The sequence below is a fragment of the Lentzea sp. NPDC054927 genome, from assembly GCF_053610285.1.
On the sequence record NZ_JBSGXZ010000016.1, the window covers coordinates 1 to 16,323 of the forward strand.

At 67.2% G+C, this 16,323-nt stretch carries 16 protein-coding genes; 10 read left to right on the top strand and 6 right to left on the bottom strand.

The features are described from left to right. Window positions 1-181: 181 nt before the first annotated feature. A complete protein-coding gene (locus ACWGE0_RS22075; protein ID WP_452262776.1) occupies window positions 182-868 on the bottom strand; it encodes an NUDIX hydrolase in 687 nt (228 codons plus the stop codon). 59 nt (window positions 869-927) lie between these two features. On the opposite strand from ACWGE0_RS22075, the gene ACWGE0_RS22080 reads away from it, so the two are divergent. Together ACWGE0_RS22080 and ACWGE0_RS22085 are read left to right on the top strand one after the other, a co-directional pair. Next, entirely contained in the window at window positions 928-1,875 is a 948-nt protein-coding gene (locus ACWGE0_RS22080; protein WP_452262777.1) for an SPFH domain-containing protein, read from the top strand. After that, window positions 1,872-2,723 carry a hypothetical protein gene (locus ACWGE0_RS22085; RefSeq protein WP_452262778.1) on the top strand — a complete coding sequence of 284 codons (852 nt, stop codon included), beginning with the start codon at window positions 1,872-1,874 and terminating at the stop codon, window positions 2,721-2,723. The genes ACWGE0_RS22080 and ACWGE0_RS22085 overlap by 4 nt, the downstream gene beginning before the upstream one ends. Here ACWGE0_RS22085 and ACWGE0_RS22090 read toward each other — a convergent pair. After that, window positions 2,655-3,944 (bottom strand): MFS transporter, encoded by a 1,290-nt coding sequence (locus ACWGE0_RS22090; protein WP_452262779.1) that lies wholly within the window; start codon window positions 3,942-3,944, stop codon window positions 2,655-2,657. The two genes, ACWGE0_RS22085 and ACWGE0_RS22090, sit on opposite strands and share 69 nt — an antisense overlap. Window positions 3,945-3,971: 27 nt before the next feature. Here ACWGE0_RS22090 and ACWGE0_RS22095 point away from each other — a divergent pair, with 27 nt between their 5' ends. Next, window positions 3,972-4,901, top strand: a complete 930-nt coding sequence (locus ACWGE0_RS22095; RefSeq protein WP_452262780.1) for an SGNH/GDSL hydrolase family protein — start codon at window positions 3,972-3,974, stop codon at window positions 4,899-4,901. A gap of 87 nt (window positions 4,902-4,988) precedes the next feature. Further along, complete coding sequence (locus ACWGE0_RS22100; protein ID WP_452262781.1) at window positions 4,989-5,372, top strand: SSI family serine proteinase inhibitor; 384 nt, start codon at window positions 4,989-4,991, stop codon at window positions 5,370-5,372. 55 nt (window positions 5,373-5,427) lie between these two features. Here ACWGE0_RS22100 and ACWGE0_RS22105 read toward each other — a convergent pair whose 3' ends face one another. Then, window positions 5,428-7,551: a glycosyl hydrolase family 95 catalytic domain-containing protein gene (locus ACWGE0_RS22105; RefSeq protein ID WP_452262782.1), complete on the bottom strand. Its 2,124-nt coding sequence runs from the start codon at window positions 7,549-7,551 to the stop codon at window positions 5,428-5,430. 251 nt (window positions 7,552-7,802) lie between these two features. On the opposite strand from ACWGE0_RS22105, the gene ACWGE0_RS22110 reads away from it, so the two are divergent. Genes ACWGE0_RS22110 through ACWGE0_RS22120 form a run of 3 tightly spaced genes read left to right on the top strand, consistent with a single transcriptional unit; the run spans window position 7,803 to window position 10,861 of the window. Next, window positions 7,803-9,680, top strand: a complete 1,878-nt coding sequence (locus tag ACWGE0_RS22110) for an ABC1 kinase family protein (protein WP_452262783.1) — start codon at window positions 7,803-7,805, stop codon at window positions 9,678-9,680. 57 nt (window positions 9,681-9,737) lie between these two features. Further along, window positions 9,738-10,556, top strand: coding sequence for a hypothetical protein (locus tag ACWGE0_RS22115; protein WP_452262784.1), 819 nt, complete (start codon window positions 9,738-9,740; stop codon window positions 10,554-10,556). Beyond that, the gene (locus tag ACWGE0_RS22120) at window positions 10,553-10,861 is read left to right on the top strand and encodes a winged helix-turn-helix domain-containing protein (RefSeq protein ID WP_452262785.1); all 309 of its coding nucleotides are present in this window, start codon (window positions 10,553-10,555) and stop codon (window positions 10,859-10,861) included. The genes ACWGE0_RS22115 and ACWGE0_RS22120 overlap by 4 nt, the downstream gene beginning before the upstream one ends. Here ACWGE0_RS22120 and ACWGE0_RS22125 read toward each other — a convergent pair. Then, on the bottom strand, window positions 10,858-11,262 hold the full coding sequence (locus ACWGE0_RS22125; protein ID WP_452262786.1) for a hypothetical protein: 405 nt from the start codon (window positions 11,260-11,262) through the stop codon (window positions 10,858-10,860). The two genes, ACWGE0_RS22120 and ACWGE0_RS22125, sit on opposite strands and share 4 nt — an antisense overlap. Before the next feature lie 71 nt (window positions 11,263-11,333). On the opposite strand from ACWGE0_RS22125, the gene ACWGE0_RS22130 reads away from it, so the two are divergent. The 3 genes from ACWGE0_RS22130 (at window position 11,334) to ACWGE0_RS22140 (ending at window position 14,509) form a co-directional block, all read left to right on the top strand. Continuing rightward, a complete protein-coding gene (locus tag ACWGE0_RS22130) occupies window positions 11,334-11,984 on the top strand; it encodes a TVP38/TMEM64 family protein (RefSeq protein WP_452262787.1) in 651 nt (216 codons plus the stop codon). A gap of 489 nt (window positions 11,985-12,473) precedes the next feature. Further along, window positions 12,474-14,063, top strand: a complete 1,590-nt coding sequence (locus tag ACWGE0_RS22135; protein ID WP_452262788.1) for a TROVE domain-containing protein — start codon at window positions 12,474-12,476, stop codon at window positions 14,061-14,063. Between the two features lie 89 nt (window positions 14,064-14,152). After that, the gene (locus tag ACWGE0_RS22140; RefSeq protein ID WP_452262789.1) at window positions 14,153-14,509 is read left to right on the top strand and encodes a winged helix-turn-helix transcriptional regulator; all 357 of its coding nucleotides are present in this window, start codon (window positions 14,153-14,155) and stop codon (window positions 14,507-14,509) included. Window positions 14,510-14,524: 15 nt separating this feature from the next. Here the strand turns inward: ACWGE0_RS22140 and ACWGE0_RS22145 are convergent, their stop codons facing one another. Continuing rightward, the gene (locus ACWGE0_RS22145) at window positions 14,525-15,889 is read right to left on the bottom strand and encodes an L-serine ammonia-lyase (protein WP_452262790.1); all 1,365 of its coding nucleotides are present in this window, start codon (window positions 15,887-15,889) and stop codon (window positions 14,525-14,527) included. Between the two features lie 28 nt (window positions 15,890-15,917). Beyond that, the gene (gene gcvH / locus ACWGE0_RS22150; protein WP_452262791.1) at window positions 15,918-16,301 is read right to left on the bottom strand and encodes a glycine cleavage system protein GcvH; all 384 of its coding nucleotides are present in this window, start codon (window positions 16,299-16,301) and stop codon (window positions 15,918-15,920) included. Window positions 16,302-16,323 lie beyond the last annotated feature (22 nt).

Here is a 16,323-nt window from a genome sequence, read left to right on the forward strand (position 1 = left end):
CCCGGACCGCACCACCTACGCAACGCAACTCCGCCCAACGCAACAGGCGTGCCATCAACCCACGCACGGCGAAGGCACCCCCAGATCAGATTGGCGGGGGTCTGGGGGCAGCGCCCCCAGAGGGAAGCACTCAGGCCGAACTCGCCGCCCGCAAGGCGACCACCCTCAAAGCCGCGACCCCCTACGCACCAGGCGCCCGCACCAACGGCGGATACAACACCCCAACACTCCCCCGCCGAAACAACGCCGCCGGCCGCCCCCCATCCCGAGAAGTCGTCCCCCCAGTAGCCTCCAACAACCCTTCCACCCCAGTCACCTTCCGGTGAAAGTTCCGCGGGTCCAACGAAACCCCCCAAACGATCTCGTAAACCCGCCGCAACTCAGCCACCGTGAACTCCCCAGGGCAAAACTCGGTCCCCAACGCCGTGTACTCCAACTTGGCCCGCGCCCTCTCCACCCCGTCCCCCAAAATCCGGGCGTGGTCGAACGCCAACGGCCCAACCTCCCCAACCGGCACCCAAGACGCCTCCGCAGCGTCAGTCCCGGCCACCGGCACAGGCAAATCCGGCGCCAACGCCAGATACGCCACCGAAACCACCCTCATCCGAGGATCCCGCCGGGGCTCCCCATAGGTGCCGAGCTGCTCCAAGTGCAGCCCACCAACCCCGGTCTCCTCGCGAAGCTCCCTCAACGCGGCCGCATCCACAGCCTCGTCAACCTGCACAAACCCCCCAGGCAACGCCCACCGCCCCCGAAACGGCGCCTCCCCCCGCCGAACCAGCAACGCACACAGCGCATCGCCCCGCACGGTCAACACCACCAGATCGACCGTGACCGCAAAGGGAGGGAAATCACTTGGCCTGTACACACCGACGAGTATAGGCTTATCGTCAGATCGACGACAAGCGCCGGCAAGGAGCCAAGACCATGGCCGACATCAGCACCTACCCCGGACTCCGCCACCTGAGAGGAGCCCCCACCGTCCACATCCGACACGTCAGCAAGGGCAAGCTCATCCACGAAGGCACGGGCCTGAGCTTCTGGTTCCGCCCCAGAAACGCCGTCCTGTCAGAAGTCCCGGTGGACGACCGCGAACTCCCCATGCTCTTCCACGCCAGAACCCGGGACTACCAGGACATCACCGTCCAGTTGACCGTCACCTACCGCTGCACCAGCCCGGAAACAGCAACCACCCGAATCGACTTCTCGATCGACCCGGACAACGGCACCTGGCGCCAGGACCCCCTGAGCCAGATCGCGAACACCCTCACCGAGAGCACCCAGCAACACGCCCTCAAGGTCCTCGCCACCATGGACCTGGAACCAGCGATGAGGACCGGCGTGGAACGGGTCAAGGACGCAGTCACAACCAACCTGACCGCGGACCACATCGGCATGGAGATCATCGACGTCAGGGTCGTGGCCATCCGCCCGGACGCCGACATGGAGAAGGCCCTCCAGACCACCATCCGCGAGAAGGTCCAGCAGGAGGCCGACAAGGCCACCTACGAACGCCGAGCCATGGCCGTCGAACGAGAACGCTCGATCAGCGAGAACGAGCTCCAGAACCAGATCGAGCTGGCCAAGCGAGAAGAACTCCTTGTGGTGCAACGAGGAGCGAACGCCCTGAAGAAGGCGGAGGACCACGCCAGGGCCAGCAGAATCGCCGACGACGCCAAGGCAGACGGCATCCGCAAGCTCGCCGAAGCCGAAGCCGCCGGCGAGAAGGCACGCCTCGACGCCTACAAGGAGATCCCGCAGGAGACCCTGTACGCCCTGGCAGCCAAGGAACTCGCGGGCAACCTGCCGGAGATCGGCAGCATCACCCTGACCCCCGACCTGATCCAGCCGATCCTGAACCGACTGGCCCGATGAGCCTCGCCCCGCGAATTGTGCTGGTGCACAGACGCACCGAGCTGACAGAGTTGTTGGCGCGACACGGCACTCGTGGCCAGGTCGAGTTCTTCCTGAAGTCCCGCGACAGAACCCTGGACGAGGTGGTGGATCGTGACCAGCAGGCCCGCAAAGCGTTGGGAGAGGTCAGCGCCGCAATCCCGCTGGACTGGCGCCGCGGCGTGGTCGAGAGGGAAGACCTGTCGCGGTTCCTGTTCGCGCCCGAGGACGTAGTCGTCATCGTCGGGCAGGACGGGCTGGTCGCGAACGTCGCCAAGTACCTCGACGGCCAGCCCGTGATCGGCATCAACCCTGAGCAGGGTGTCCTCGCGCGGCACGCCCCCACCCAAGCCGCCGAACTCCTGCACAACACCAAGAACACCGAGGACCGCACGATGGTCGAGGCCAGGACGGACGACGGCCAGACCCTCCAGGCGCTCAACGAGATCTACGTCGGCCACCCGAGTCACCAGACCAGCCGGTACCGCATCCGCAACGAGCGCCAGGCGTCGTCCGGCATCCTCGTCGGCAGCGGCACCGGCGCGACGGGCTGGTGCTCGAGTGCCCACCGTGAACGAAAAAGCGCGCTCACGCTCCCGCACCCGACCGAACGCAGGCTGGTCTGGTTCGTGCGGGAGGCGTGGCCGTCGCCGAGCACCGGAATCACGCACACCGAAGGCGAGATCGCCGACCGCCCCCTGCACGTCGACGTCGAGTCCGACGGGCTGGTGGCGTTCGGCGACGGCATCGAGAGCGACGCGCTACGCCTCGGCTGGGGACAGCGGCTGAGCATCGGACTCGCCGCCCGCCGGCTCCGCCTCGTGTGCTGAGCCGATCACCAGCAGGCACACGCCGGACAGCACGGCGCCCGCGATCAGGTACAGCGCGATCGCCCAGGTTCCGGTGCGCAGCAACGACTGCGCGACCAACGGCGCCAGCCCGCCACCCAGCACAGCGCCCAGCTGGAAGCTCAGCGCCACCCCGCTGTAGCGCACGCGCGTCCGGAACAGCTCGGCGAAGTACGCGGCGGACGGGCCGAACAACGCCGCCGAGCCGACGAAACCGAGCACCATCGCGAACGTGAACCAACCCGCGTCCGTCAACCAGAACAACGGGAACGCGAACGCGGCCTGAAAGATCGCGCCACCGAACATCACCGGCAACCGGCCGACGCGGTCGGACAACCACGCGAACGCCGGCACCGCGACAACCTGGGCGGCGGACCCCACGATCGTCGCCACCAGCAGGTCGTCCGCGGAGATCTTCAACGCCGTGCGGCCGTACCCGATCATGAACACGCTCAGCACGTAGATGAAGATCGTGAAGCCCAGGTTCACCCCGGCACCCAGCAACACCACGCGCCAGCGGTCGCGCAGGACCTCCGCGATCGGCAACCGCGACTTCTGCCGGGACTTCTCGACCCGTGCGAACTGCGGGCTCTCGGTCACCCGCAACCGGATGTAGAGCCCGATCCCGACCAGCACTATCGAGAACAGGAACGGCAACCGCCAGCCCCAGCTCAGGAAGTCCGGCCCGGACGCGCGCGACGACACGTACATCGCCAGGTTCGCCAGCACGAGACCGACCGGCGACCCGATGAACACCCAGCTGCCGTACCAGCCCCACCGGCCCGGCGGCGCGTGTTCGACGGCCATCAGCGACGCGCCGCCCTGCTCGCCGCCCATGAAGAACCCCTGCACGACCCGCAGCAGGACCAGCAACAGCGGTGCGAGGATCCCGACCTGGGCGTAGGTCGGCAGCAAGCCGATCATCGCCGTCGACAGACCCGTCACGGACAGCGTCACCACGAGCATCGAGCGGCGCCCGATCCGATCGCCGAGATGACCGATCACCGCACCGCCCAGCGGCCGGGCGAAGAAGCCCGCGCCGAACGTCGCGAACGCGAGCAGCACGCCCACGCGCGAGTCGAACTGCGGGAAGAAGATCTTGTCGAACACGAGTGCCGACGCCGTGCCGTAGAGCAGGAAGTCGTAGAGCTCGATCGTGTTACCGACCGCGGATGCGACAGCTACTTTGCGTACCCCCGTCATCGTTCCAGCCTGGTCGAGGGATTGACAGTGCGCAATGGTCCGGTCACCCTTCGATCTACGTTCCTACTCTTCAGTAACGAGGTAGCAATGACGCGCCGAGTGACTGTTGTTTCCCTGCTCACCGCCCTGATCGCGGCACTTTTCGTTCCTACCGCCACCGCCGCGCCGAAGTACCGGAACTACGTCTCACTCGGGGATTCGTTCGTCTCCGGGCCGTTCATCCCCCTGCAGCGGCTCGATCCGCTGAGCTGCTTCAAGTCCACCCAGAACTACCCGTCCGTCATCGCGAAAAGGCTCGGCATCGCCAACTTCACCGACATCTCCTGCGGTGGTGCCCAGACCAAGGACATGGAGGGTGTGCAGAGCGGCATCCCCGGCCAGTCCGTGCCACAACTCTCCGCCCTCAAGCCCGACACCGACCTCGTCACCGTCTCGATCGGCGGCAACGACATCGGCTTCATGGACATCATCCTGACCTGCGCCGGGAAGAGCCTGCTCGACCCGCAAGGCGCGCCCTGCAAGGCGAACTACGGCGACTCGCTCGCCGCGCGCGTCGACGCCACCTCCGCCAAGGTGGCCGCAGTGCTCGCGGGCATCAAACAGCGTTCCCCGAAGGCCAAGATCGTCGTGGTCGGCTACCTGCGGATCCTGCCGCCGTCCGGGGGCTGCTGGCCGATCGTGCCGATCTCGAGGGGCGATGTGCCGTTCCTCGACAACGTGCAGAAGCAACTCAACGGAATGCTCGGCGCTCAAGCAAAGGCCGCCGGTGCCACTTTCGTGAACCCGTACAACATCAGTCTTGGTCGCGACACGTGTGCGGCACCGTGGGACAAGTGGGTCGAGGGCATCATTCCGACGAGCCTCGCGTTCCCTGTTCACCCGAATGCCAATGGCATGGCTGCAGTGGGTAAGCAAGTCGCGTCGGCGCTCGCCGGGACGGAGCTAACCGGCGTCTAGTTGCATGCCGTAATGGCGGTTTACACGATCTGGTGTTACCGCTGAGTTGATTGGAATTTCGGTTCCTGGCCGCGCCACAGTGTTGGCATGGCCAGGAACCGAATTTTGTTCGCCTGCCTCGCGCTCGCCGCTCCGGCCATCCCCGCGACGGCGACCGCGGCGCCTCTGCTGCCCGAATCGACCCTGATCTTGTCGGTGCAGCAGGAGATGGGCTCGTTCGACAACACCCTGCTCAACTGCGAGCCCGCCGGCGGGCCGCACAAGAACGCCAAGACCGCGTGCGAGGCCCTCGCTCCGGTCCAGGGCGACTTCACCAAGCTCGAGACGGGCGACGCCATGTGCACCATGGAGCTGAACCCGACCAAGGCGAAGCTGCACGGCACGTGGCAGGGCAAGAAGGTCGACTTCGAGGAGACCTTCGCCAACCCGTGCGTCATGCGCGTGAACACCGACAAGGTGTTCGACTTCTAGACCGCACGGCCGGTGTCCCGCCGCACCGCCGTCGCGGCGGGGCACCGGCTGTGTTCTAACCCGGCAGACCCCATGAAGGTGCGGGAGCACCGATCACGGGGCCTACCTCGAACTCCGGCTTGTCACCGCTGCGGTGGATGAACGCTTCCTCACCGCGCCGGAGCTCGATGCGCAGATCTCCGTTGGGCAGCACCGAAAAGCGCTTCGGCCGGCCCGACCGATCGCGCACGACAGGATCCTTGATGTCCGTGCGCACCACACAGGGCGCGCCGGCCTCACTCCGCAGCTTGATCCACCGCGTGGCGCCCTTCTGCCGTGAAGCAGAAAGCAGGAACGCGCCCTGCGTCCGGAAGTTGTCCAGCGAGATCTCGGGCCACGGCACCGCGGGGAAGACGCGGATCACGCCACCCCAGCTCTGGCACAGCATGTCGTACATCGACTGCACCGCCGACAACGGCGTTTCGATGACCGGGCCGGACTCCTGGTACATCGTGTTCGGCTTGATGTACCGGCGCATCAGCTCGCCGAGGTAGAAGTCGGCCTTGTCCCCGCGCAACATCTGCGCGCTGATCGACGCCGCACCCGTGAACGTGTAGCCCTGCAACGCGCCTTCGAAGCTGATCCAGTGGTTCAGCGATGTCTCGATGAGCTGCCGCTTCGCCGGATCCTCCCAAGTCACCTCGTACAGCGGGTAGATCTGCAGCAGGTGCGAGTAGTGCCGGTGCGACTTCGCGAACGGCACGCCCGCGCCGATCATGTACCCGTTGGCGTCCACCGGGTACGGCGTGAGGTTGGCGAGCGTGTCCTGCCACTTCGGGAGCAGCGGATCGTTGACGCGCAACGACTTCGCGGACTCGATCAACGTCTGGCAGCCCCACCGGATCAGCGCGAGGTCGTAGTTGCAGTCCGGCGCGTTCACGCCGTACTCGGGCGAGAACGTGATCGGCAGGTGCCACTTGCCGTCGGAGCCCTTGGTCAGGAAGTGGAAGTAGTAGTTGATGGCCCTGCGCAGCAACGGGAACAGCACGTTGCGCAGCACCCGGTCGTCCATCGTGTGCCGGTAGGTGAGCCAGACGTTGTGCAGCGTCCAGGTCAGGTTGCCGACCTCGGGCGTCGGCACGTCCTTGCCGGGAATGCCCACTCCGTAACCGGAGTTGCCGATCCCCGCACCGTTGTTCAGCACGGTGTCGGTGGTGCGCGGGATGCCGGCCGAGTCGTGCCGGTACTCGGCCGGCACCTGCTCGACCAGCACGTCGCGGTACCTGTCGACCGAGTACGTGACGGCGTCGAACTCGACGTGGTTGGAGCCGTGGATCAGCCAGTACTCCAGCTGCACGTTGAGGTTCCACCACGTGTTCGGCCAGGGCGTGTTCTCGAGCCACGGCCCGCAAGTCGCGATCGCGGGCGCCTCTTTCCGTGCCGCGGAAGCGAACTTGTAGAGCTGGATCCAGTAGAACGCCTGCAGCCGCTTGTCCGGAATGGACAGGAAGCTCTTGCGGTAGAAGTCGTGCCACCACAGGCGGTGGTCGACCGCGAGACCCTCGATCGAGCCGCAGCGGACGTTGCTGATCGCCTTGCGCACAGCCGTTTTGGCCGGGTGCGACCACGCCACGCTGGTGAAGAGCGTGCGCCGGGTGCCGCGGGTGACCTCGCGCCACGCCGTCACGTGCTCGCCGCCCGCGTTCAACGGCTGCACGGCCAGCTGCACGTCACCGGCGTTGGTCAGCTGCACCGGCGGGTTGTCGGTGAAGCCCGCCGGTGCCGGCCTGTTCCACTTCGGGTCGGTGCGCGGGCTGATCGCCTTGAGCGGGTGGAAGACCCACCTGAACGCGCGCTCGCCCTCGCTGGCCTGCACGTCGATGGCGTAGAGGTCACGTTTGGTGTGGATGAACGCCCGCAGCCGCAGACTTCCCGCCGCCGTGGTGATCGTGCCGGTCAGCTCGGCGTTCCACAGGTCCATCCGCAGGTCGACGCCGGTGATCGCACCGACGGGTTCGAGCGTGAAGTAGCCGATGGGCAGCCGGGCGAGGCCGAACAGCGCCCCGAACTCCGGCCGGTGGTCCTGCACCTGGGAGTGCTGGACGTTGAATCTGACGGCGTTGGCGCCGGGTTCGGCGTAGATGCCGGACCCCAGGTAGCCGTTGCCGAGGTACGGGCCCTCATACCAGGTCGTCGGCATCTTCTTCCAGAGAAGATCCGATGACCCGACAAAGTCTTTCCAGTTGAAGTCATCACCCGCGGACGCGATGTCAGGGAGTAGCGCACTACCCGCTACCCCGGCCAACGCGCCTCCGATCAGCGTGCGCCGGTTGAGTTCGACCACGTTCGGGCACCTCACTTCGATGTGCGGTCAGGTCCACGCGGGCGGCGATTCATCGGATCTTTCGTGACAGCACAGCTTGAGTCAAGAGGCGCGCCTAGGCTTCGATCATGGGGGACTTCCTCGTCTACACGATCGGCTTCCCGATCACCTTCCTGTTGCTGGTCATGGGCATGGCGCTGGCCGCACGGCGGATCCTGGGCCTGCGCATCGGCCTGATCCGCACGGCGCTGGCGTGCCTGCTGGCGATGTCGGTCGCGTCGAGCGCCTTCGGTGAGACCACCGTCGAGCCGACGGCCGGGCTCGTCACGCTCCAGCTGGGGCTGTCGATCCTCGCGGTGATCGGCCTGCTGGCGTTCGCCGAGATCATCGTGCCGACCGGCTCGATCCCGCCGCCGACGGAGTGGTGGGGCATGCTGCGCCGCCGCATCGCGCGCACCCGCCGGTACTCGCGGATCACCGCGATCGCCTTCCGGCACGGTCTCGGGCCCTATCTGCGCGGCCGGGAGCGGTCCTCGGCCGGCCTGGCGCGGTCGCTGCGGCTCGCGTTGCAGGACGCCGGGGTGACGTTCGTGAAGCTCGGGCAGGTGCTGTCGACGCGGGCGGATCTGCTGCCGGTCGAGTTCGTCGAGGAGCTGAGCCTGCTGCAGGACAAGGTTCCCGCGGCGAAGTGGGAGGACGTCCGCGCGGTGCTCGACGCCGAGGTCGGGTTGGACGCGTTCACCTCGGTCGAGGAGACACCGCTGGCCGCTGCCTCGATCGCGCAGGTGCACAAGGCCGTGCTGAAGTCGGGCGCGGAGGTCGTGGTGAAGGTGCAACGGCCGGGCGTGCGGTCGGTGGCCGAGGGCGATCTGGACATCGTGTCGAGGCTCGCGGAGACCTTGCAGCGCACGCGGTGGGGTTCGGCGCTGGGCGTGCGGGATCTGGCGGCGGGGTTCGCGGCGGCGTTGCGGGAGGAGCTGGACTTCAAGATCGAGGCACGCAACATCACGACTGTCGCGGCGGCTTCCGACTCCTCGGTGAGGTTGCCACATGTCCACTTGTCGACTTCTCGCGTGCTGGTGATGGACCGGCTCGACGGCGTGCCTTTGCGCGGTGCCGCAGAGGACGATGGTCTGGCGCGGACGTTGCTGCGGTTCGTGTTGCGGCAGGTGATGCTCGACGGCGTCTTCCACGCGGACCCGCATCCGGGCAACGTGCTGCTGCTGTCCGACGGACGTCTCGGGTTGCTCGACTTCGGGTCGGTCGGACGGATCGACTCCGCGCTGCGGTCGGCGTTGCAACGACTGCTGCTCGCGATCGACCGGAGTGATCCCGCCCAGCTCACGGACGCGTTGCTGGAGCTGACCTCCCGGCCGGAGGACATCGACGAGCAACGGCTGGAGCGCACGCTGGGCCAGTTCATGGCCCGGCACCTCGGCGCGGGCATGCGGCCCGATGTGGAGATGTTCGGCGACCTGTTCCTGATCGTGTCGCGGTTCGGCCTGAGCATCCCGCCGGAGATCGCGGCGGTGTTCCGCGCCCTGGCGACACTGGAGGGCACGCTCGCGGTGCTGGCGCCGGGTTTCAACATCGTGGTGGAGTCGCGGGCGTTCGCGACCGAGCAGATCACCGAGCGCCTGACGCCGGAGTCGGTGCAGCGCACGATGACCGAGGAACTCCAGGCCGTGCTGCCGATGCTGCGCCGCCTGCCGCGGCGGATCGACCGGATCACCGGTGCGATGGAGCAGGGCCGGCTGAGCATGTCGATGCGGCTCTTCGCCGACGAGCGCGACCGGTCGTTCCTGACGGGCCTGCTGCACCAGGTGATGCTGACCGTCCTGGGCGCGACCGCGGGCGTGATGGCGGTGCTGCTGCTCGGCGCCTCCGGCGGGCCACAGGTCGTGCAGGGCACCGGGCTGTACCAGGTGCTCGGCTACAACCTGCTGATCGTGAGCGTGCTCCTGGGCCTGCGTGTTGTCGTCACGGTGTTCCGCCCTCGCGCTTGACCAATCTGGTTTGTAATGCAAACCTGATTGCAATCGAGTGCAGTTGGGGGACTGACGATGACTGAGGATCCGAGGAGCCTGCTCACCGAACTGGCCGCGGTGCGCAAGCGCGCCCGCGCCGACCGGCACGGATACTGGCTGCCGTTCCTGCTGTTCGGGTTGATCACGCTGGGCGCGACACCGTTCTACGGGCCGGAGTTCTGCGACGCGACCATGAACTGTTCGTGGAGCGTGTCCGACGAGCCGTGGCTCTGGCACTGGCTGCACCCCACCGGCAAGCTCATGGGCCCGGTGCTCGGCTTCGACGAGCCCGGCATCGCGGCGGACATCTACTGGATCGTCGCGTTGCTGTGCGGCTATCTCGCGGTCGTCTGGTGGTACCGGTGGCGGGCCGCGCAGGTGGGCGTGGAGACGTCGACCAGGCTGTACGCCCAGGTCACGATCTTCATGCTGGTGCTGCCGCTGATCGGGGTGCCGGTGCTGAGCGAACTGTTCTTCGGCCGGGTCGGCTGGCAGATCGCGTTGCCGGTCACCGTGGTGGCGATCGTGGCCGCGACGTGGCGCATGCGCAGCATCGGCTTCACCCTCGCGGTGCTCGTGCTGTTCGCCCTCGCACACTTCGTCACGGTGTTCCCCTTCGGCCCGATGGTCGTGCTGGCCGCGGGCTTGGCCGTGCTCGCCTACCTGGAGCGCAGCACCGTGTGCACGGTCACCGTGGCGATCTTCAGCGCTGTTGTGCTGTTCGTGAACGTGGCCGGACAGTTCTTCATCGTCTGGCCGTACTCGGTCGAGAACTTCGCGAGCACCGCGTTGCCCGCGGCCGTTCTCCTCATCGGTGGCACCATCGGCTCCGTGCGGCGTGAGATGGCGCGATGAGCGAGAACCCCACGGCAGGGTTGGACGACACCGTCCACCAGCGGCATCGGCTCGGCGTGCTGACGATCGCGGCCGAGACGAAACGGGTGGAGTTCTCGTACCTGAAGTCGGCGCTGGAACTGACCGCGGGCAACCTGTCGCGACACATCACCGTGCTGGAACAGGCGGGCCTGGTCGAGGTGGAGAAGGGCTACGAGGGCAAGCGGCCCAAGACGTGGCTGCACATCACCGACGCCGGTCGCGCAGCCCTCGCCGCGGAGATGAAGGCGTTGCGAACACTGCTCGACCGGCACGACAACTCTTAGAACTGCCTGCGGTACACGGAAACGTCGTCACGCCACACGCCGAAGTGGTCCGGTGCGGACTGGACGACCGTCATGTCGTTGAGGTTGCCCAGGATCCGCCACGCCCGCGCAACCGCTTGCGCACCCGCGTAGGCGATCGTGCAGAACTGGCGCGGCTCGACGACCGTGCGCACGCGGTCGACCTTGCCGACGGCCATCGGCGTGTCCTGCCACAGGTCCAATGTGTACCCGGTGCGGATGGGAGCACCGGACCCCAGCACGCCTTCGATGCTCACGACCAGCCGCTCTCCTTCGAGGCGGAGGTCGTAGTGACCGCTGCGGGGAGGGTCACCGCCGGTGTACGCGGAACGCGCCGGATCGAGCACCCAGTGGCCGAGAAACGGCACGAGGTCGTCACTCATGTGTGTCTCCTTCGCGGAACCTGCGCCACTGGCGGATTGTCCGGCGCATCGCGGTGGGCGACCATCACCCGATGAGTTATGAGACGGGCGTTCGGTGGAAGTGGATACCGGCCGTCGTGCTCGGCTTCGTGCTGCTGAGCTGGATCGTGTTCGAAGCACTCGACCTCATCGACTTCGAGGGTGTCGTGACGTGGGTGCGCGGCATCAACCCGGTGTGGGCGGCGGTGGCGATCTTCGCCCTGCTCGTCGTGGACGTGCTGCTGCCCGTGCCGTCCACTCCGCTCATCGTGCTGGCGGGGACGGCACTCGGCCTGCCCTTCGGACTGGCACTCGCGATCGTCGGATCCCTGGGTTCCTCTGCCGCAGGGTACGCCCTCGGCCGGTTCGCGGGTCCGTGGTTGGTGCGCCGGGTGGTGACCATCGAGGAACTGACCGAAATGCGGCGATGGGGCCGTCAGTTCGGGCCCTGGTTCTTCGGCGTGGCGCGCGGCATTCCGATGATGGCGGAAACCGTGTCGGTGTCCGCGGGAGTGTCCAGGGTGTCGTTCCGGACTTTCATGTCCTTCACGCTCCTCGGCACCATCCCGATTTGTACCGCCTACGTGTTCGCGGGGGCACAGGCCGACACGGTCGAGCAGATAGTGATGATCAGCGCCGTCGGTTTCCTGCTGACCGTGGGGCTGTTCTACCTGCTGCGCCGGCTCGTGAAGGCGGCGCCCTAGGAAAACCCTTTGCGCGGCGTGGTTGTATTGGTGTGCGCCCGGTGCGTAGCGGAGGGTTACTTCCGGTGATATCTCAGGTTCGATCCCTGAAGCTGGCCTCGGCCAGTCTTCGCTCACCTCGGTGAGCACGTCACCTTCCGCGACTTGATCTCGGGCGCCCACAACTCCACGCCGGCCGGAATTAAATCGCTGGCCCGGCGTGGTTACATAGATATCGCACCCGGTGCGAAGCCAACGGTTACTTCGTCTTCAAAACGCAAACAACCCGTTGGCGCGTTTGATCTCGGGAGCGCACAACTTCACACGTGTCCGGTGCGAAGCAGAGGGTTACTTCCACTGTTAATGGGCGGGTCGCAGGTTCGAATCCTGCCAGCCTCACGGCTGTAGCTCAGTTCGGCAGAGCAGCTAATGTACCTTCCGCGACCTTGATCTCGGACACGTGTGATGTTTGTGGGCTCCCTTTCTTTTGTCTTGAGGGGGGAAGAGCCGATGGCGAAGTTCAACATTTTCCGTGCACGTCCGGCGGGCACCAGCCCGGTCGCCACGGCGCCGGCACCGTCCGGTCGCACCTACGAAGGCGGCGACGGCTACGCGCGCGACACGAAGTCCGAGCTGTTCCTGCTCGCCGTGTCGAACATGGGCGGCGAGGCCACCTTCTACGAGTCCGGCGGTCAGCGCGACAACCGGTTCGCCGAGCTCGTCCACACCGCCGCGCTCGCGGATCCCGAGTGGACCGCGCGCCTGCTGAAGTGGCTGCGCAGCGAGGCGAACATGCGCACGGCGTCGCTCGTCGGCGCGGCCGAGTTCGTGTTCGCACGGCTCGTGGCCTCCTCCGACGCGGGCGTCACCAACCGTGCCGTCATCGACTCCGTGCTGCAGCGCGCCGACGAGCCGGGCGAGCTCCTCGCCTACTGGACCGGCACGAACGGCCGGCGCGTGCCGAAGCCGATCAAGCGTGGCATCGCCGACGCCGTGAAGCGCCTGTACGACGAGCGCGCGGTCCTCAAGTGGGACAGCGACGCCCGTGGCTTCCGGATGGCCGACGTGCTGAACCTCGCGCACCCCTCTCCCGCAGCCGACTGGCAGGGCTCGCTCTTCCAGTACGTGCTGGACCGGCGCCGCGACAGCGATGTGGCGGTACCGGACGCGCTGCGCGTGACCGCGGCACGCCGTGAGCTGATGGCGTGGCCGGTCGAGCAGCGCCGGGCGCTCTTCGGACGTCCCGACGCGGCCGACGTGCTGCGCCGGGCAGGCATGACGTGGGAGTCGGTGGCCGGCTGGCTGCAGGGCCCGCTGACGAAGGAGGTGTGGGAGGCGCTCGCGCCGTCGATGGGGTACATGGCGCTCATCCGCAACCTCAGGAACTTCGACGAGGCGGGCATGTCCGACGAGGTCGCGGCAGCCGTCGCGACCCGGCTGGCCGACCCCGGCCAGGTCGCTCGCTCGCGGCAGTTCCCGTTCCGGTTCCTGTCGGCGTACGAGGCGGCACCGAGCCTGCGCTGGGGCCACGCACTGGACCAGGCGCTGCAGGCGTCGCTGAGCAACCTGCCCGCACTGCCGGGCCGGTCGCTGATCCTCGTCGACACCTCGGCGTCGATGACGCACGGCACGATCTCGGCGAAGTCGAAGGTCACCCCGGCCAAGGCCGCGGCGGTGTTCGGCGTCGCACTGGGCGCCAAGGGCGAGCAGGTCGACGTGATCGGCTTCGCGGACGGCACGTTCCGGCACGACATCGCGCGCGGGGCGTCGGTGATCCGCACGGTCGACCGGTTCCTGAAGCGCATCGGCGAGGTCGGGCACGGCACCGACATCCCGGGGTCGCTGAAGCGGACCTACCGGGGCCACGACCGCGTGTTCATCATCTCGGACATGCAGACGATCAGCGGGCACCACGGCCAGGACGTCTCGAGCCTCGTGCCGGCGCACGTGCCGCTCTACGGGTTCAACCTGGGCGGATACCAGAAGGCGGCGTACGCGACCGGCAAGGCTCATCGGCACGAATTCGGTGGCCTGACGGACGCGACCTTTCGGATGGTGCCCCTGCTCGAGGCAGGCCGGAACGCCGACTGGCCGTTCTAGGAGGTGAGGGCCCGCACACAGCGTGTGCGGGCCCCTTCACCATTGCCACTTACTTTTCGTAAGCGTTTTCACCAGGTATCCTTGCCGCCATGAAGTACAACGTGTTCGCGAAGGCGTGCCCGTCACGTCCCACGCTGGAGCACGTCACCGGCCGGTGGGGCAGCCTCACGATGAGCGCGCTCCTCGACGGCCCGCTGCGCTTCAACGAGCTGCGCCGGCGGGTCGACGGGGTCAGCGAGAAGATGCTCTCGCAGACGCTGCACGCGCTGGAGCGGGACGGGCTCGTGCACCGCGACGCGCAGCCCACGAACCCGCCGCGCGTCGACTACACCCTCACGCCGCTCGGCCGCGAGACCGCCGAGCGCCTGCTCGCGCTGATCCAGATGCTGGAGGCGCGCATGCCGGAGGTGCTGGCGGCTCAGCAGGCGTACGACGCCCGCCGCTAGGTTTCCTCGCGGAGATCAGCACTCGATGACGTTCACCGCGAGTCCGCCGCGTGCGGTCTCCTTGTACTTCACCGACATGTCCTTGCCCGTGTCGCGCATGGTCTTGATGACCTTGTCGAGCGAGACGAAGTGCGAACCGTCGCCGCGCAACGCCATGCGCACGGCGGTGATCGCCTTGATCGACGCGACGGCGTTGCGTTCGATGCACGGGATCTGCACCAGGCCGCCGATCGGGTCGCACGTCAGGCCGAGGTTGTGCTCCATGGCGATCTCGGCGGCGTTCTCGACCTGCTCAGGAGTGCCGCCGAGGACCTCGGCGAGTCCGCCGGCCGCCATCGAGCAGGCCGAGCCGACCTCGCCCTGACAGCCGACCTCGGCGCCGGAGATCGAGGCGTTCTCCTTGAACAGCACGCCGATCGCGCCCGCCGTGAGCAGGAACCGGACCACGCCGTCGTCGGAAGCTCCCGGCACGAACTTCGTGTAGTAGTGCAGCACCGCGGGCACGATGCCGGCCGCACCGTTGGTCGGTGCGGTGACGACACGGCCGCCCGCCGCGTTCTCCTCGTTGACCGCCAACGCGAAGAGCGTGACCCAGTCCATGACGCGCAGCGGGTCGGTGACGAAGTGCTCGCGCTCCAACGTTTTGCGCATGTCGGCGGCGCGGCGGCGGACCTTCAGGCCGCCGGGCAGGACGCCGTGCTCGTTGCAGCCGCGTTCCACGCACTCCTGCATGACGTGCCAGATGTGCAGAAGTCCTTGGCGCACCTCGTCTTCAGTCCGCCACGACAGCTCGTTGGCCATCATGATCTCGCTGATCGACAGGCCGGTCTCGCGGCACCGCGCGAGCAGTTCGTCGCCGGTCAGGAACGGGTGCGCCAACGGCGTCGAGTCCGGTTTGATCCGGTCGGTGCCCGAGGCGTTCTCGTCGACGACGAAGCCGCCACCGATCGAGTAGTAGACGGCGCGCTCGACCGACTTGTCGCCGCTGAACGCCTCGAAGCTCATTCCGTTGGGGTGCAACGGAAGTGACTTGCGGCGGTGCATGACGAGGTCGCGGTCGTGCACGAAACCGATCTCGTGCGCGCCACCGAGCCGGAGCCGGCCGCTCGCGATGATCTCCTCGACCCGGCCGGCCGCGATCGTCGGGTCGACTTCTTCCGGATGGTTGCCTTCGAGGCCCAGGAACACGGCTTTCGGACTGCCGTGGCCGTGGCCGGTCGCACCGAGCGAGCCGAACAGCTCGACGCGCACCCGGTCCACTTCGGACACTCGGTCGCCGAGCTTCTCGACGAACATGGCCGCCGCGCGCATCGGGCCGACCGTGTGGGAGCTGGACGGTCCGATGCCGACGGAGAAAAGGTCGAAAACGCTGATCGCCACTGATCAGTCCTTCGTGGTGGTGGGGCGGTCAGTCAGATTTGGTGAGTTCGGCGTACTTGGCCGCCGTGAGGAGGTTCTCCGCCGACTCGACGCGAACCCGGAACAGCCAGCCGGCGCCGTACGGGTCGGTGTTGACGATCGCCGGGTCGTCGACGACAGCGCTGTTGACCTCGATCACCTCACCAGTGACGGGCGAGAACAGGTCGCTGACGGACTTGGTGGACTCCAGCTCGCCGCAGACCGCGTTGGTGACGACCTTGGCACCGACCTCTGGCAGCTGGACGAAGACGATGTCGCCGAGCGCGTCGGCGGCGTATTCGGTGATTCCGCAGGTCAGGGGGTCCTGGGTGCCCGGCGTCCAGTCGACCCACTCGTGCTCGACGGTGTAGAGCAGGTTCTCGGGGAACTCCACGGCGACTCCTCTGGCTGTGACG

What these genes read in the sequence shown, in the direction of transcription:
- ACWGE0_RS22080 (WP_452262777.1), top strand. Translation starts at nt 928, where the DNA reads ATGGCCGACATCAGCACCTACCCCGGACTCCGCCACCTGAGAGGAGCC.
- ACWGE0_RS22085 (WP_452262778.1), top strand. Translation starts at nt 1,872, where the DNA reads ATGAGCCTCGCCCCGCGAATTGTGCTGGTGCACAGACGCACCGAGCTG.
- ACWGE0_RS22090 (WP_452262779.1), bottom strand. Translation starts at nt 3,944, where the DNA reads ATGACGGGGGTACGCAAAGTAGCTGTCGCATCCGCGGTCGGTAACACG.
- ACWGE0_RS22100 (WP_452262781.1), top strand. Translation starts at nt 4,989, where the DNA reads ATGGCCAGGAACCGAATTTTGTTCGCCTGCCTCGCGCTCGCCGCTCCG.
- ACWGE0_RS22105 (WP_452262782.1), bottom strand. Translation starts at nt 7,551, where the DNA reads ATGCCGACGACCTGGTATGAGGGCCCGTACCTCGGCAACGGCTACCTG.
- ACWGE0_RS22110 (WP_452262783.1), top strand. Translation starts at nt 7,803, where the DNA reads ATGGGGGACTTCCTCGTCTACACGATCGGCTTCCCGATCACCTTCCTG.
- ACWGE0_RS22115 (WP_452262784.1), top strand. Translation starts at nt 9,738, where the DNA reads ATGACTGAGGATCCGAGGAGCCTGCTCACCGAACTGGCCGCGGTGCGC.
- ACWGE0_RS22120 (WP_452262785.1), top strand. Translation starts at nt 10,553, where the DNA reads ATGAGCGAGAACCCCACGGCAGGGTTGGACGACACCGTCCACCAGCGG.
- ACWGE0_RS22125 (WP_452262786.1), bottom strand. Translation starts at nt 11,262, where the DNA reads ATGAGTGACGACCTCGTGCCGTTTCTCGGCCACTGGGTGCTCGATCCG.
- ACWGE0_RS22130 (WP_452262787.1), top strand. Translation starts at nt 11,334, where the DNA reads ATGAGTTATGAGACGGGCGTTCGGTGGAAGTGGATACCGGCCGTCGTG.
- ACWGE0_RS22135 (WP_452262788.1), top strand. Translation starts at nt 12,474, where the DNA reads ATGGCGAAGTTCAACATTTTCCGTGCACGTCCGGCGGGCACCAGCCCG.
- ACWGE0_RS22140 (WP_452262789.1), top strand. Translation starts at nt 14,153, where the DNA reads ATGAAGTACAACGTGTTCGCGAAGGCGTGCCCGTCACGTCCCACGCTG.